Origin of the sequence: Paenibacillus filicis, assembly GCF_038070315.1 — a bacterium.
GTDB lineage: Bacteria > Bacillota > Bacilli > Paenibacillales > NBRC-103111 > Paenibacillus_G > Paenibacillus_G filicis.
This window is the reverse complement of record NZ_JBBPCC010000004.1, coordinates 235422-249925: the sequence shown is the minus strand read 5'-3', so window position 1 is coordinate 249925 and position 14504 is coordinate 235422. Positions and strand designations below refer to the sequence as shown.

At 55.9% G+C, this 14504-nt stretch carries 14 protein-coding genes; 7 read left to right on the top strand and 7 right to left on the bottom strand.

The features are described from left to right. The 4 genes from WMW72_RS09035 to WMW72_RS09020 all read right to left on the bottom strand — a co-directional run bounded on the left by WMW72_RS09035 (position 1) and on the right by WMW72_RS09020 (position 3184). Complete coding sequence (locus WMW72_RS09035) at positions 1–603, bottom strand: DUF2087 domain-containing protein (RefSeq protein WP_341415103.1); 603 nt, start codon at positions 601–603, stop codon at positions 1–3. A 186-nt stretch (positions 604–789) separates the two neighbouring features. Then, positions 790–1116, bottom strand: coding sequence for an AzlD domain-containing protein (locus WMW72_RS09030; RefSeq protein ID WP_341415102.1), 327 nt, complete (start codon positions 1114–1116; stop codon positions 790–792). After that, a complete protein-coding gene (locus WMW72_RS09025; RefSeq protein WP_341415101.1) occupies positions 1107–1847 on the bottom strand; it encodes an AzlC family ABC transporter permease in 741 nt (246 codons plus the stop codon). The genes WMW72_RS09030 and WMW72_RS09025 overlap by 10 nt, the downstream gene beginning before the upstream one ends. A 263-nt stretch (positions 1848–2110) precedes the next feature. Then, positions 2111–3184: a YeiH family protein gene (locus WMW72_RS09020; protein WP_341415100.1), complete on the bottom strand. Its 1074-nt coding sequence runs from the start codon at positions 3182–3184 to the stop codon at positions 2111–2113. Positions 3185–3346: 162 nt separating this feature from the next. On the opposite strand from WMW72_RS09020, the gene WMW72_RS09015 reads away from it, so the two are divergent. Further along, complete coding sequence (locus WMW72_RS09015) at positions 3347–4228, top strand: LysR family transcriptional regulator (RefSeq protein WP_341415099.1); 882 nt, start codon at positions 3347–3349, stop codon at positions 4226–4228. Between the two features lie 56 nt (positions 4229–4284). On the opposite strand, the gene WMW72_RS09010 is transcribed toward WMW72_RS09015, so the two are convergent. Next, entirely contained in the window at positions 4285–4917 is a 633-nt protein-coding gene (locus tag WMW72_RS09010; RefSeq protein WP_341415098.1) for a nitroreductase family protein, read from the bottom strand. 455 nt (positions 4918–5372) lie between these two features. On the opposite strand from WMW72_RS09010, the gene WMW72_RS09005 reads away from it, so the two are divergent. From WMW72_RS09005 to WMW72_RS08990, 4 genes are all read left to right on the top strand, one after another. Continuing rightward, the gene (locus tag WMW72_RS09005) at positions 5373–6539 is read left to right on the top strand and encodes a response regulator (RefSeq protein WP_341415097.1); all 1167 of its coding nucleotides are present in this window, start codon (positions 5373–5375) and stop codon (positions 6537–6539) included. Between the two features lie 210 nt (positions 6540–6749). After that, positions 6750–8381 (top strand): ATP-binding protein, encoded by a 1632-nt coding sequence (locus WMW72_RS09000; RefSeq protein WP_341415096.1) that lies wholly within the window; start codon positions 6750–6752, stop codon positions 8379–8381. A gap of 176 nt (positions 8382–8557) precedes the next feature. Continuing rightward, positions 8558–10219 (top strand): thiamine pyrophosphate-binding protein, encoded by a 1662-nt coding sequence (locus WMW72_RS08995; RefSeq protein ID WP_341415095.1) that lies wholly within the window; start codon positions 8558–8560, stop codon positions 10217–10219. Positions 10220–10231: 12 nt separating this feature from the next. Then, complete coding sequence (locus tag WMW72_RS08990; RefSeq protein WP_341415094.1) at positions 10232–10627, top strand: carboxymuconolactone decarboxylase family protein; 396 nt, start codon at positions 10232–10234, stop codon at positions 10625–10627. 92 nt (positions 10628–10719) lie between these two features. On the opposite strand, the gene WMW72_RS08985 is transcribed toward WMW72_RS08990, so the two are convergent. Further along, positions 10720–11538, bottom strand: coding sequence for a DUF2935 domain-containing protein (locus WMW72_RS08985; RefSeq protein WP_341415093.1), 819 nt, complete (start codon positions 11536–11538; stop codon positions 10720–10722). Between the two features lie 191 nt (positions 11539–11729). Next, positions 11730–12224: a hypothetical protein gene (locus tag WMW72_RS08980; protein WP_341415092.1), complete on the bottom strand. Its 495-nt coding sequence runs from the start codon at positions 12222–12224 to the stop codon at positions 11730–11732. A gap of 338 nt (positions 12225–12562) precedes the next feature. On the opposite strand from WMW72_RS08980, the gene WMW72_RS08975 reads away from it, so the two are divergent. Further along, positions 12563–13282: a 3-ketoacyl-ACP reductase gene (locus WMW72_RS08975; RefSeq protein ID WP_341415091.1), complete on the top strand. Its 720-nt coding sequence runs from the start codon at positions 12563–12565 to the stop codon at positions 13280–13282. A 53-nt stretch (positions 13283–13335) separates the two neighbouring features. Then, positions 13336–14346 carry an LLM class flavin-dependent oxidoreductase gene (locus WMW72_RS08970; RefSeq protein WP_341415090.1) on the top strand — a complete coding sequence of 337 codons (1011 nt, stop codon included), beginning with the start codon at positions 13336–13338 and terminating at the stop codon, positions 14344–14346. Positions 14347–14504 lie beyond the last annotated feature (158 nt).

The following is a 14504-nucleotide window of genomic DNA, read 5'->3' as shown; positions in this document are numbered from 1 at the left end:
TCACGAAAGCGTGTCCCACTTCGTCCACATTTCTTGCGGGTTCAATTCGTACTGCTCATCCTCTCTGAACATGAAGTGATGCATAATAAACTCCCGGCGGATCGTCGCAAAGTCCTCGTGATAGCCACGGATAAATGCATTGATCTCCTTCTCGCTGTACGTCCGGCCCTTCTCCAGCTTCGCGACCAGATGCTCCAGTACGATCAGCTTCTTCTTAAGCTGGGCGGGAATACTCTTTAATTTCCCCTCGGCTGTAAAGAAATTTTTGATCACGGCCTGTCTGACCCGGTGATGGCTATCGTCCACGGCTTCCGTTCCTCCTTCGACTACTGCCCGGTAGATGAGGTTTACCGCAGCATTCGCATTATTTTTGATGAAATAGTCGTTGAGGGAGAAATAAATCGTATTTTTCTCTCTCCGCTCGTTGATCAGACTGGCCTCCCGCAGCTTGGCGGCATGATGGGTGATGGTAGCCGGGGTAACCCCCAGCTTCTCCGCTAGTACCTGACCATTCAGCTCTCCATCTGCCAGCAGAATCAGCAGCTTGATTCGAGTCGGATCTGCAAGCGCCTTATGATAGTTCACGACTTTGTCCAACTGCATCCGGTAAAAACCTCCCTCACATAAATTAAATAAAATATAAATTTAATAAAAGTCTAATTAGATTTTTGTTGAATTAACAATAAATGAAAAGGAATCATTTGTCAATCCTAATAGAAACAGCAAAAGACACGGAAGCCGTCTTCCGTGTCTCGAGTTCCAAGCAAAGCTAGCCTGCATGCCGGCGACTTACAAGATCCACCCCAGCAAGGCCATCGACGCCATGCCGGTGATCACCGTCGCCAGCAGACGACGGGTGAGGATCGCTACCGCCAGCGTCGGGATCAGCGCGGCCAGCTTGATATTGCTGAGCGGGTTCACCCATGCTCCTTCCACCGTCAGCACTTCCTGTGCCAGCAAGGCGCTCATGACGGCGACAGGCACATAATGCAGGTACCGGAGCAGCCATTCCGGCAACGATACCTGGCTCAGCACCGCGAGCGGAAGCACCCGGGGCAGCAGAGTGACCAGCGAGGCGCCCAGGAGCGCCCATAGAAATTCGCTGCTTACCGCCATCGTTCCACCCCCATTCCTATTAAGGGTGCGACGAGGATCGCTGCAATCACCGCTATGTTAACCGGCATCAGCTGCATCGCCACGATCAGGAAGATCACGGCCCCGACTGCCGTCAACAGCTCCGGCAGCTTGCGATGCTGAGCCGCAATCTGCATGACCAGCAGACCTGCGAACATGGCTGGCAGCGCATAGGGCAGTCCGACGGCATCCGGGTCGGGAATCCAGGCGCCGAGGTAAGCGCCGACCCACGTCGCGATGATCCAATTGATCTGGGCAGTCACGTTCAGTCCGAACATCCACCGGTCCGCCCCCCCGCTGATCCCGGTCCGCAGACGCTGGATCGCTACGCCAAACGTCTCATCCGTAAGCTGTGAGCCGATAAGCACGTTTTTCCAGGCAGGCTGATTGCGGAAATACGGGGAGATGGCGGCGCTCAGCAGCAAGTGCCGCATATTGACAAACAGAACCGTCAGCATGATCGATAGAGGGCCCGCTCCCGCTGCGAACATCCCCGCGAAGACGAACTGGGCCGAGCCTGCGTACAAGAAGGTCGACATCAGTACCACCTCCAGGCCGGACAGGCCGCTGGTCTTCCCCACCACGCCTGCGGCGAAGCCGATGCTCAAGTAACCGAGCAGCGTAGGGACGCAATCCTTCACGCCCAGCCAGAACGAACCCTCCGGGGCCGTATCTCGGGCCTGCTGAATCGGATCGGTCTTGATCAGGGTCATATCTGTACTCACTCCTTACCCCTGCAAGCAAACATTACCCACATCATAAACAGCCCGGCCTTTTCTGTCTAGTCTCGCCTCCACTCCAGACCCAGGCAATCACCAGGTATTAGACAGCCTGAGGGAGGCTCGGCTCAGGGAAGTCCAACCGGACAGAGGCCCCGCTTCTCCGGGAAGCAGGGCCTCTGTCTGCGCTAGTAGGCAGGTGTGTGTTAGTGTGTCATGCTGCAGCTCGGCACCCTACGGAGCGAGCGGCTGAGTCCTTATAGATTCGACAGGCCGAAGCCGTAAATCAGTACGTAACCGAGCAGGGCGAGCAGAACGGACCCTAGCAGGGACGCAGCCAAGGGCTTCATGCCCTGCCTGCGGAAAGCCGACAGCCTGACATTCAAGCCAAGCCCCGCCATGGCCATCGCCATGAGCAGGTAGGAGGCTGTGACCATATACCCTGCGGCAGCGGCAGGGATGATCCCCCATGTATGCAGGCCGCTCATCGCCAGAAAGCTGAGGATAAACCAGGGAACCGGAATCGGGCTTCGTTCCGCTTGGACTTGAGCACCGCTGTTCGCTCCGGCTTCGCTGCATACGGCCCTCCGGGCGCGCAGCCCGACCAATAGCGCCACCGGCACGAGCAGAGCGACCCGCGACAGCTTGGCGACAACCGCCAGATCGACAGCCTCCTGTCCGGCTACAGCCGAGGCCGCGATCGCATGCGCCACCTCGTGCAGCGTAGCGCCCGAGAAGATGCCGTAGGCCCCGGCCGTCAGGCCAAGCACGGGGTAGAGCAGCGTATAGGCTACGGTGAATACCGTGCCCCATATCGCGGCGATGGCGGCGGCGATCGCCGTCTCCTCCGGAGTTGCTTTCGCTTGCGGCGCGATAGCGGCGACAGCCGCAGCCCCGCAGATCGCCGTCCCGCAGGCGGTCAGCAGCCCGAGTCTGTCCCCAACCCCAAAGCGTCGGGCCAGTAGGGCAACAACGGTTAAGGTGAACATCACATGAATGACCGCCATGGCCGCTACCTGAGGACCGGCATGCACCAGATCGCGCCAGTCCAGCCGCATGCCGAGCAGGATGATGCCGAGCCGCAGCAGCTTTTGGCTGGAGAAGGCGATTCCTGCGGTCATCCCATCCCCGACCCCAACCGTAGCCCGCCAGGCCATGCCGAGGATGATCGCCAGCACCAACGGCCCGACGATACCCAGGTGCGGCAAGCCGGATGCACCCCAGGCAAGCGCCGCCAGCAGCAGCGTCAAGCCGATTCCTTGCATGATCCCCCACTGTATCACTCGTCTGCGGCTGCCCGTATAGTCTCCGAGAAGCTGTGTCCGTCCCATGCGCCATCTCTCCCCTTCTGCACCGGCCCGTCTTGCCAGCCGACCTTGCTGTTGATTCCACTATAAGAGGAGGAGAAGAGAATGGGAAATACCGATCTGCTATCTCAATCATTACAAAAACTTATGATACAATCAGAAGAGAAAGAAAAGGAGGGCATTTTCATGATCGTTGAAACACTCCGGGTATTCGTCGCCGTTGCCGAACAAAGCCACTTCTCCCGCGCAGCCGAGCTGCTGAACCTGTCCCAGCCCGGTGTCTCCCAGCATATCCGCAATCTGGAGAACGAATGGGGCACCAAGCTGATGCACCGCTCGCCCAAGCAGGTCCGGCTAACGGAAGCCGGCGAGATTCTGTACCGGCGCGCCAAGCAAATTCTCGACCTGTACGAGCAGGCCCGCCAGGATGTCCAACGCCTGCAGCACACCGTCAGCGGCTCGCTCCATCTCGGGGCGAGCTTCACCATCGGCGAATATATGCTGCCGCGGATGCTGGCCGCCTTCGCCAAGTCGTACCCGGATGTCGACATTCAGGTCACGATCGGCAATACCGAAGAGATCGTTCACGCCATAAGGAACAACCAGCTCGATCTCGGGCTTATCGAAGGCCAAGCGGAATTTCCCGATCTCCTGGTCACTGCCTATAGCAAGGACGAGATGCTGCTCGTCGCTCCCTCCGGGCATCCACTCGCCGTCCATCCATCGGTCAAGCCCGAGCTGCTTCAGGACCAGGTGTGGGTGATGCGGGAGAACGGCTCGGGCACGCGGGATTACAGCGACCGGTTTATCCGCGAGCTGGAGCTCTCTGTGCGGCGGTCCTATGTATTCAACAGCAGCCAGGGGATCAAGGAAGCCGTCGCAGCCGGACTCGGGCTGGCGATTCTGTCACGGTGGATTGTGCGCAAAGAAATCGAATCCGGGGAAATCCGGCAAATCATCGTACAGGGCCGGCGCATGGAACGGGAGTTCCGGATCATTCAGAACCAGGATCATACCCCTACCCTAGCCTGCACGGTCTTCCGCGAGAAGCTATTTGATCTGGCATAGTGAACCGCTCGCCCGGCAGCTTGAATACGGCTAGAGCAGCGTTAATAGCCCCCTGCTTAGAAGCCGTTATAGCTGACGAATTCTCCGACCGGCTTGCGGTAGCCGCGCGGGCGCTGGCTGGACGTATCCTCCTTGCCCAGGGCTATCAGCATCGCAGGCACATAGCCAGCCGGAATATGCAGCGCTTCCCGCATCGCCTCGGGGTCGAAGCCGATCATCGGGCAGGTATCCCAGCCCTTATCCTTGGCTATCAGCATCAGCAGCATCGCAGACAGGCTGGCATTGCGGATCGCTTCCTCGCGCATGAAGACCTCACCCCTGTCCGTATAGAAGCTCTGCACGGACTGCACGGTCTGGTCATACTCCTGACGGTTGATAACGCCCAGATGGAGCAGTCCTTCATTAATCTTCGGCGCATCCTGGTACGCCTCGGTATTGCCGAGCACCACAATGACAGCAGAGGCGCTGCTTACTTTATATTGCTTGTAGGCAGCCTCATGCACCTTGGCCTTCACTTCCGGGTCCTTGACCGCAATGAAATGGGTGTGCTGCAAATTAAACGCCGACGGAGAAAACTTGACCAGCTGGAAGATCTCATCCAGCTCTTGTTCCGTGATGTTCACACCGGGTATAAATTTATTGGCCGATCTGCGCGATTTGACCAGTTCTGCGAAAGTATTTGTCGTCATTATGAATCTCCCCCATCATCATCTTAATATTAAGATTTTTATCCTTCCTGCCACAGTGTCTTTATGTAACCGAATGAATATCTTGAAACAAAGATAATTCATGCCCCGTCTTATTGTCAAGAAGAAAAAAACACTTGGCTTCAAGGCGGTAGCCATCTGTCGTTTCTTGGGGGCGGGTCTTAAGCCTCTAAGGCATCCGAGAGTCCCAGAGAGGTCCATGTCGGATTCTGGTACTATCTACCTCCTCCACACATAAAATCCAGTATCGCCCCCTTCAAAAAAGTCTGTTACACTAGGATTAATCGGCTTTTCCTCCGCACAGCAAGACGTTGACCATCGCTCGGCGCGGCGCGCTTCCCGCTTCTTCCCCTTCTATATGCAGTAACGGTCTATCGTACAGCAAGGATACGATTGGCCCGCTTCCCATCTATACCGCAGAAAGAGGTAGCTAAACCATGAAAGCACTTGTCATTGACGACGAGCAACCTTCTATAGACATCATGAAGCTCATGCTTGTTAAGGACGGCCGACTTGAAATCGCAGGCGCCTTCAGCAATCCTGCCGAGGCACTTGCCTGCTTGCCCCAATTAAAACCGGATGTCGTATTTCTGGATGTCAATATGCCCATAATCAACGGATTGGAGCTTGGAGAACGAATAAACGAGCTGGATGAGGATATCGAGCTCGTTTATGTTACCGCTTACGACCAATATGCGCTGGAAGCCTTCAGGCTTAATGCCATCGATTACATCCTGAAGCCCTACACTCCCGAACATCTTGGCCGTACGATCAACCGTCTGTTCAAGCGTAGAGGATTAACCGGAATTGCCGCTTCGCAGCAGACACCACCCCTAAGCGCTCCATCGCCTGTAGACTTCCCGCGCATCTGCTCACTGGGCGGGTTCAAGGTAATCGGACAAAACTCCCCAGGCGTGCCTGCCAAATGGCGGACAGCCAAAACCGAGGAATTAATGGCCTACCTGTACTTGAACAAAAACAAATCCATTCCCAAGTGGGAGCTTATGGACGCCATATGGCCCAACTCCCCGGCCGAGCAAGCCCATTCCCATCTGCATACCACCCTGTACAAAATACGCAAGACGCTCCGTGAGCTTATGATCGACGCCCCTATCACATTCAAAAACGGCTGCTACTACATGGAGATCCGGCAGCCGCTGGCATGCGACCTGGAGCAATTCGAACAATTCGCACAGGCGGACGAGCCACTGATCGAACGCAATCTGCCAACCTATCTCCACATCCTTTCCATGTATGAGGGGGATCTATATAAGGGTCTTGATTACAGTTGGTGCCTGCCGGCTAGAGAATATTACCGGGAGCTGTTCACCCGTATGTCCGGACGTCTTCTGGACTACCTCATGGCATCAGGCGACTATACGTCTGCAGAAGCCTATATCCACAAGGCGCAGAGCAAGGTCGGTTGGGATGAAAAAATTCACGAAACACAGCTGCGGATTTATTTCCTGCGCAAGGACCGTGTCTCGCTAGTCAGGCATTACCATAAAATGACCGAGCAGTTGTACCATGAACTGGGCCTGGAGCCGCAGGAATCTACCCGGCAGCAGTACCTCCACATGCTCGAGCAGCTAAAGAACGTTTGAAGCTCTTAATCGTTTCCCAGACCCTGCCCGGCGCCCCTTTCCTACATGTGGAATGGGGCTATTTGTGATGAGGATAAAGTCTCTGTTATTTTCAAATAGAATTTTATATAATATATACCCAAACCATCCTATTATACTATATAATGGAAATATAAATCTTAGCATGTCTATCGGAGGAGTTTTCCTATCCTTTTCAAAGGAGCAGCCCCTATGTTGTCTGAGCGTCATCATACCTTCGGCGGATCTCCCCATCGTACCGCGTTACTCATCCAAGAATCCAAAGAACGCTGTGTCCGCTATGGATTGCAGCCCCATCACTTCCCCGACCCCCTAACCAGACTCTCAAAAGCAGAATTGGAAGACCAGCAGATCAAATACAGCGAAGTTTTATCGGTCGTAGAAAATCTGGGCGCCAAGGTGATGGACCTGCTCTCCGGGACACCGGTGATGATCCTCGTTTCGGACCCCCAGGGCTACATTATCACGCTGTTTGGCGACCAATCCATCAAGGAAATCTTGAAGCAGCTCGGGATCGTCGAGGGCATCCAGCTGAATGAACGGGAGATGGGTACGAATGTCGTTCATCTGGCCTTGACCGCCAACTGTCTCATTCAAGTCGTCGGCCCGGACCATTATCATGAGGCACTTCAGCAGACGGCATGCTACTGCGTCCCCTTTCATTTAAAGGAGCCCAGCCCCTTGTCGGGCAGCATCGGGTTCATGACGACGGCAGACCTGCATAACTCCCTGACGCTGCCGCTGCTGGCCAATATGGTCGATTCCATGGAGCGGGAGCTGCTCCTGCGACAGCACGCCCGTCACCAGACCCTGATCAACGAGCATATTCTGAATGCCGTCCCTAACGGAGTGCTGATCACCGACGCCAAGGGCAACATCGTCGATTTCAACCAGTTTGCCGAGAAGATTACGAACCGGAAGCGGCAGCAAGTCCTTCATAAGCCGGTATTCGCCTTCGAGCAGTTCGGCAATCTGATCTATGAGGTGCTGAAGAACAAGAAGAGCTTCGATAATGTCGAGCTGACCTTCACGAATAGTCTGGAGCACCGGACGATCTGCCTGTTCGATGCAATGCCGATTCTGCAGAACGGCATGCTCCTCGGCGCTTATGCCCAGTTCAGGGACATCACGGAACGCCGCGAGCTGGAGAAGCAGATTATCGTGTCTGAGAAATACTCGGCGATCGGCAAGCTAGGAGCAGGCTTGGCCCACGAGATCCGCAATCCGCTCACCTCGGTCATGGGCTTCATCCAGCTGATGAAGGAAAGGCAGCCGGAGGATGCCCAATCCAGCTACCTGCAGATGATTTATTCGGAGCTGGAGACGATGAAAACCTTGGTCTCGGATTTTGTCCTGATGTCCAAGCCCGCGTCCCCGGACCGAAAGGAATGCCTGATCGAGGAACTGATCCGGGAAACAATCCGCTTCATGGAGAGCCAGGCTATTCTGAAGCGCTGCGAGATCGTGAGCAGGCTCCCCGGACAAGGCACCGTCATCCGCATCGATCCGATTCAGATCAAGCAGGTGCTGATCAATCTGATTCAGAATGCGATCGAGGCCATGCCATACGGGGGGATCGTGCGGGTCAGCAGCCGGCTGGATTATGAGAATAAGTATATTCACATCCATGTAGCCGATGCAGGCATGGGGATGACGGAGGATCAAATGAGAGACATCATGACTCCGTTCTTCTCAACCAAGGACTCCGGTCTTGGCCTTGGCCTCTCCACGTGCTACCGGATTATCGAGAATCATCTGGGCAAGTTGACCTTCCAGTCCCAGATTGGGCTTGGCTCCACCTTCACCATCTCACTCCCGCTCTAGATTGCGTTGAGAGGGCCTTCCGCTGCGGAAGCCTTATGGATTCCCTGTGATATTCAGAAACTTGGTTTGCCAGGCGCTTCCGATATCCGGACTTATGCCCGGAGCTTCAGGCCGCTGCTAAATCGTCATCAGCTTGTCCTGCACCGCTATTTTTAATCAGGGAGGTCATCGCTACTATGGAAACTGTAGTGCAATCATTGGTTCGTCATTTTCGGGAGTGGGGAGTCCGGCATGTATTCAGCATACCGGGTAAAGCGATTGTTCCACTGATGCTGGAGGTAGGCAATCAAGGCGTGCAATATGTACTGAGCCGCCATGAATGCGGAGCCGGCTATTCGGCTGCAGGATATGCCCTGCTCAGTCAAGGACTAGGGGTCGCCATCGGCACCTCAGGCCCCGGAGGCACCAATATGCTGACAGCCGCCGGACAGGCCAAGGCTTATCATCTGCCCGTGCTCTTTATTACCGGGCATGCTTCCATGAAGGATAACGGCAAGCCGCTAGGACAAGACTCTACCTTCTTCGCGACCGACCTGGTCCGGATGTTCGAGCCGGTCACCTTATTCAGCGCCAGAGTGGAGCGCGGGGATCAGTTCCCGGTCTATCTCCAGCATGCGGTCGAGCAAGCCGTTCAGGGAGTGCGCGGTCCTGTCCATCTCAGCATTCCGCAGGATGTGCTTACGGAAGCCACGCCATCGTTCCAGCTCGAGCTTCCCTCGGACAAGCCCCTGATGATGTCAACCCGGCTGCGGGAAGCGTTGGACCTGCTAGCCACAGCACGCCGTCCGCTCCTGTTTCTGGGGAAAGGCGTCCATATCTCCCGGGCTTACGACGCCGTCCAGCGACTCGCCGAGACGTGGGGAATTCCTGTCATTACGACTCCTGGGGGCAAGGGAGCATTCCGTTCCACACATCCCCTGCATATCGGTCCGCTTGGGCTGGGCGGCATTACTGAGGCCAAGGACTACTTGGAATCGGGCATTGATGTCCTGGTCGTGATCGGTACCAAGCTGAGCGATATGTCCATCCCCTTCATGAACGACAGGATGGTTCCCAAGCATATCCTTCAATTCGATGTGGACGGCACCTTTATCGGTAAAACCTTCCCTTCCCCGACCTTATTCGTCCAAGGCGATGCCCGGCTGAATCTCGAGGCGCTGCTAGCCGAAGCGGAGAGGCTGATTCCGGCGCAAGAGTCCGCTTACTCCCTGGCTGCGGCAGCTCTTGAGGCGCCTGCCCCGGAGAGCGACACCAGCACGACGCCGAAAGTTTCAGTCGGTCTGCTGACGGCCGAGCAGGTGATGCAGTCGCTGGGGGATCTGCTGCCGCAGGATGCTGTAGTTTTCGGCGATGACGGCAGCCATAGCTATCATGCGATCCGACATTTGCAGATCGGACAGGCGGGCTTCTTCCGCTTCGATGACGTCTTCGCCGCCATGGGGCATGCGATCGGATACTCCGTAGGAGCGCAGCTCGCGGCGCCTGACCGCAGGATCGTCTGCCTGACGGGCGACGGCTGCATGTTCATGCATGGCAGTGAGGTTTCCACCGCTGTCAATAACGGAGCGCATGTGCTGTTTATCGTGCTGAACAACGGCAAGCTGGATATGGTCAATAAGGGAATGCAGAACGCCACGGGACGTACCGACGGGACCGTCTACGAGGTACCGCTGGATGCCGCCATGTACGCCCGGTCGATGGGGGCCCGGGTTTATTCCGCGGACAACCAGCTCCAGTTCGAAGCCGTGTTGAAGGAAGCACTGCTGCTGAAGGAAACCATCGTCATCGAAGCGTGCGTCGATCCCGACGAGATTCCGCCCACATTAGCCCGAGGATAAGGAGAATCGACAATGAATGAGGATCAGATTGCCAAGGGTCAAGAGCAGCTCCGCCTGATGGCGGGTTCGTTCGGACAAGCCATGGTAGACAAGGTAAAGCGGGAGAGTCCGGAGCTGGCACAATTCGTGCTGGGCTTCGGCTTCGGCGAGATCTACGCCCGCGAAGGGCTGTCCTACAGGGACAAGGAGATGCTGTCCATCGCCTCCCTCGTCTCGCAGGGCGATACGGCCAACCAATTGCGATTCCACTTCTCGGCCGCCCTCACCTGCGGCTTGACGGAACGGGAAGTAACGGAAATTCTAATTCACTGCATCCCGCATGTCGGCATCCCGAAGGTCATGAACGCCTTCAACGTATTCGGAGCGCTGTTGAAGGAACGACAAACATCAGAAGAACCCGGCGATTGATCGCCAGGTTCTTCTTCGTATACGCCCGGCAAAGCGGCTTCTCTGCCGCGTCATGGCCGCCGTACGAATGATTCCATCTGCCAGCCTCCGGATTAATGCTGGATGTGGAAGGGTTGGTTCGGATGGGTCAGGGCCCCCTCAAACATATCAATAATCTCCAGGAACCTCTCTGCTTCACGAAATACATGGTCAGCCAATAGCGGATGAATGATACTTTTGATCTTGCATTGCTCGATTAGATTTCTGGCTGTCTGCTTGAAATCCTTCAATGCCTTGACGGATATCCGGTTCTGGTCCAGGAACTGTGTTAATAAGGGCTGTGTCTCAGACTGGGGACGCATGGAGTCCAGATCCTGCGCTTGGAACAGCAGCTGATCGAAGTCATGGGTGAACTCGCGCGCCTGATCAACCAGCTTACGTTCCGAAGGGTCCAGCAGATGTCCGATAAATTTGGCATGGTCGGCCATGATCCGCAGGAAGAACACATTCTCATCAATAATGGCGTCAGCTAAGGGCTCCAGCTTGCCCTGATTCAACTCCGCCAATCGGTTTCTGAAATAATTGGCCTCCCGGCTGGTGTGATCGACCAATAAGGGAAAGTTCGTCTGGCCGGGTAATTGACAGGTCAGGATGAGCCCCAATATCCTCCTCTTGAAAGCCCAGATATGAGAAGCGGCCGTATGTACCTCCGTATTAAATCTCTGGATGACGGCGGGATCTTCATTGGCCTGAAAGCCATGGGATCTATGCTCAATCTTCTCAAATAGATTGTAAAAATAATTCGCTTCCTGAATCAATTGCGTATCCTCGGCGCGAAATCCCAATCGAAGAAAAAAAGAATGCTCCTTCATGATCCGGGACCAGAATTGAATTTCATTCAATGAACGGGACACAAAAACTTCAGCCTTCATCACTTCAACCCCCATTAGCTTGATGCTAATAGGTATGCGTTCTTACAAATTTCTAGTCTTGGAAGAGGGAATAATTGGGCTGAGAGGTCCGAACCTGCTGGAAACAAAGCCCAAAGAGAGCTCTCTGCATGCAGTTTTCAAAGAGCTCTCCGTTCTGAAGGTTGAGAAGATAGACCTAGCCTTACTGTGTGTTACTCTTCCTGAGGCGTCATGCCCCAGCCCGACTCCGGAGGGTGCTTAAGGGAGTCCCTACCCTGCCCGCCGTGAGGCTCCAGCTCCAGCCGGGCCGTCTCGGCCCTCCGGAACGTCAGCTCGTCGAACCATTCCTTGTCATGCGTGATGAGCGCCAGCTCGATCAGGCTGGTCCACTCCTCCTCCGAAACCGGGTTCAAATCCGTCAGCCTGCTCAGCCTATGCTCCCTTGTCTGCACCAGGGTATTGATCAGCCGCTTGCGGTCGCACTGCGTAATGCGGACCAGCACAGCTCCACCTTCCAGCTTTGGTGCGGAATCGACATAGCCGATAAATTTTTCATCCCACACGGATGTACCGCTGACCCAATCCCCTTGTTGGAAAAAACTCTCATAATTCGCTTCTGTCATTCTCATCACCTCTTTCTGTTTGGTATACCCTTCCAGCGGACTCGTTAATCCGAAAATCCGGGTCATGCTCAGATTTTTTTTCATCTTTCCGCTCCAGCTGACCCGATGCCGCCGTTCCTCGGGTAAGCGAGGGTCCGGCTTTGCTGCTCCCGTGGACCGCCTGCCGCTTGGCTGTGCGGGTCTTGTCCGGCTCCGCGCCGGCATGTCTATTTCATGAAGCTCCTTATTTTGCATTTCACGAGAATAACTGTTATTATATTTATGACAGTTATAAGGTCATGCCTTTTTCCCTGAAAGTGGTATGTATATACGCAGGCTCCACAGGTCTCTGCTGGTAAGCCGCCTACTTATATCATATACCAATTTCACCGAAATGAAACATTTATGGGGATTCTATCTTCCCTCTACAGGAGTGAACAACCTTGGAACTCAAGCATAAAACCGCAGTCATCACCGGTGCTGGCAAAGGCATCGGCAAAGCAGCCGCCATCTCTCTCGCCAAGGAAGGCGTACACCTGGGGCTGATCTCCCGGAGTCTCTCCGATCTCGAGGCACTGAAGGCTGAGTTGACCCGAGAGTACGGCGTGAATGTCCATCTCGCAGTAGCGGACATCGGGAAGCGCGCGGAAGTCGAGCAGGCTGTAAGTCAGCTGATCAGTGGGCTCGGATCGCTCGATATCCTGATCAATAACGCCGGTATCGCGGGCTTCGGCAAGCTGGCCGAGATGGAGCCGGAGCAATGGGAAGGCATCATCCAGACGAATCTGATGGGTACTTACTATGTAACCCGTGCGGCTCTGCCTACGATGCTGGAGCAGAACAGCGGCAGCATCATCAATATAGCCTCCACTGCCGGTGAGAGGGGCTTTGCTACGGGTTCCGCATATTGCGCTTCGAAGTTTGCCGTCATGGGCATGACGGAGGCACTGATGCAAGAAGTGCGGAAGTCCAATATTCGTGTAACGGCCCTGACACCGAGCACGGTCAATACGGAGCTCGCGGTCAAGGCTGGCCTGCCGATCGGCGATGAGGACCGGATGATGCAAGCCGAGGATGTCGCAGAGCTGATCCTTACGGCACTTAAGCTCCCGGCAAGGGTATTTATCAAGACAGCGGGCATCTGGACGACCAACCCGCAGTAAGCGGGTATCTGCAAGACCCACATAGCTACCCAAGACAGGAGGGCAACGGTCTGATGAACATTCCACTTTCGATACTGGATCTCGCTGCAGTCGTACAGGGCAGTACACCGGCGGAGTCCTTCCGCCGGTCACTGGACCTCGCCCAGCATGCAGAGCGCTGGGGCTATAACCGCTACTGGCTGGCCGAGCATCACAATATGCCAGGGGTAGCCAGCTCCGCGACTTCGCTGGTCATCGGCTATATCGCCCAAGGCACCAGCACCATCCGCGTAGGCTCGGGCGGGATCATGCTGCCCAATCATGCCCCGCTGGTCATCGCGGAGCAGTTCGGCACGCTCGAATCGATGTACCCGGGACGTATCGATCTGGGCCTCGGCCGGGCGCCCGGCTCGGATCAACTGACTGCCCGCGCGCTGCGCCGCGGCCTGGGCAGCGACGGGCATGACTTCCCTGAGCAGCTCAGCGAGCTGCGGGCTTACTTTAACCCGAGTCTCGATCCCGACTCCGATGCCCGTCCGATAGGCGTTCGGGCCGTGCCCGGAGAAGGGCTGAATATCCCGATCTGGCTGCTGGGCTCCAGCGGCTTCAGCGCCAGGCTGGCTGCTCAGCTCGGGCTGCCATTCTCCTTCGCGAGCCATTTCGCCCCGGATTATCTGCTCGCGGCGCTGGAGCTGTACCGCAGCAGCTTCAAGCCGTCCGAAGCGCTGGAGAAGCCGTATGCGATGGTCGGCGTGAACATCATCGTAGCCGATACGGACGAAGAGGCCCGCAGAATCGCGACGTCTCACGAGCAGCAATTCCTTAATATCATCCGCGGCCGTACGGGTCAGCTCCCGCCTCCGGTAGATTCGATGGATGCGCTGTGGACACCGCAGGAGAAGGCTATCGTGCGCGATAAGCTGAGCTACTCACTGGCAGGCAGCCCCGACACCATCCGGGAGAAGCTGCCGGCGATTATCAAGCAGACAGGTGCGGACGAACTGATCGTGACGGCCTCCGCCTACGACCACGCAGCCCGGCTGCGCTCGTATGAACTACTCGCAGAAGTTGCGGCCAGCCTGTAGCGGGTATATCTCCCTAACCTCCAGCCGGGGGACAGGCGCAGCCTTTGCATACCCGGCATTTCTCGGTCATATCTGCAAAAATAGACTGGTGCTCGCTCATTGTCGATGAGCAGGCACCAGTCTATTCTATAATCGCCTTTCTTATGGTATTTCTTGGA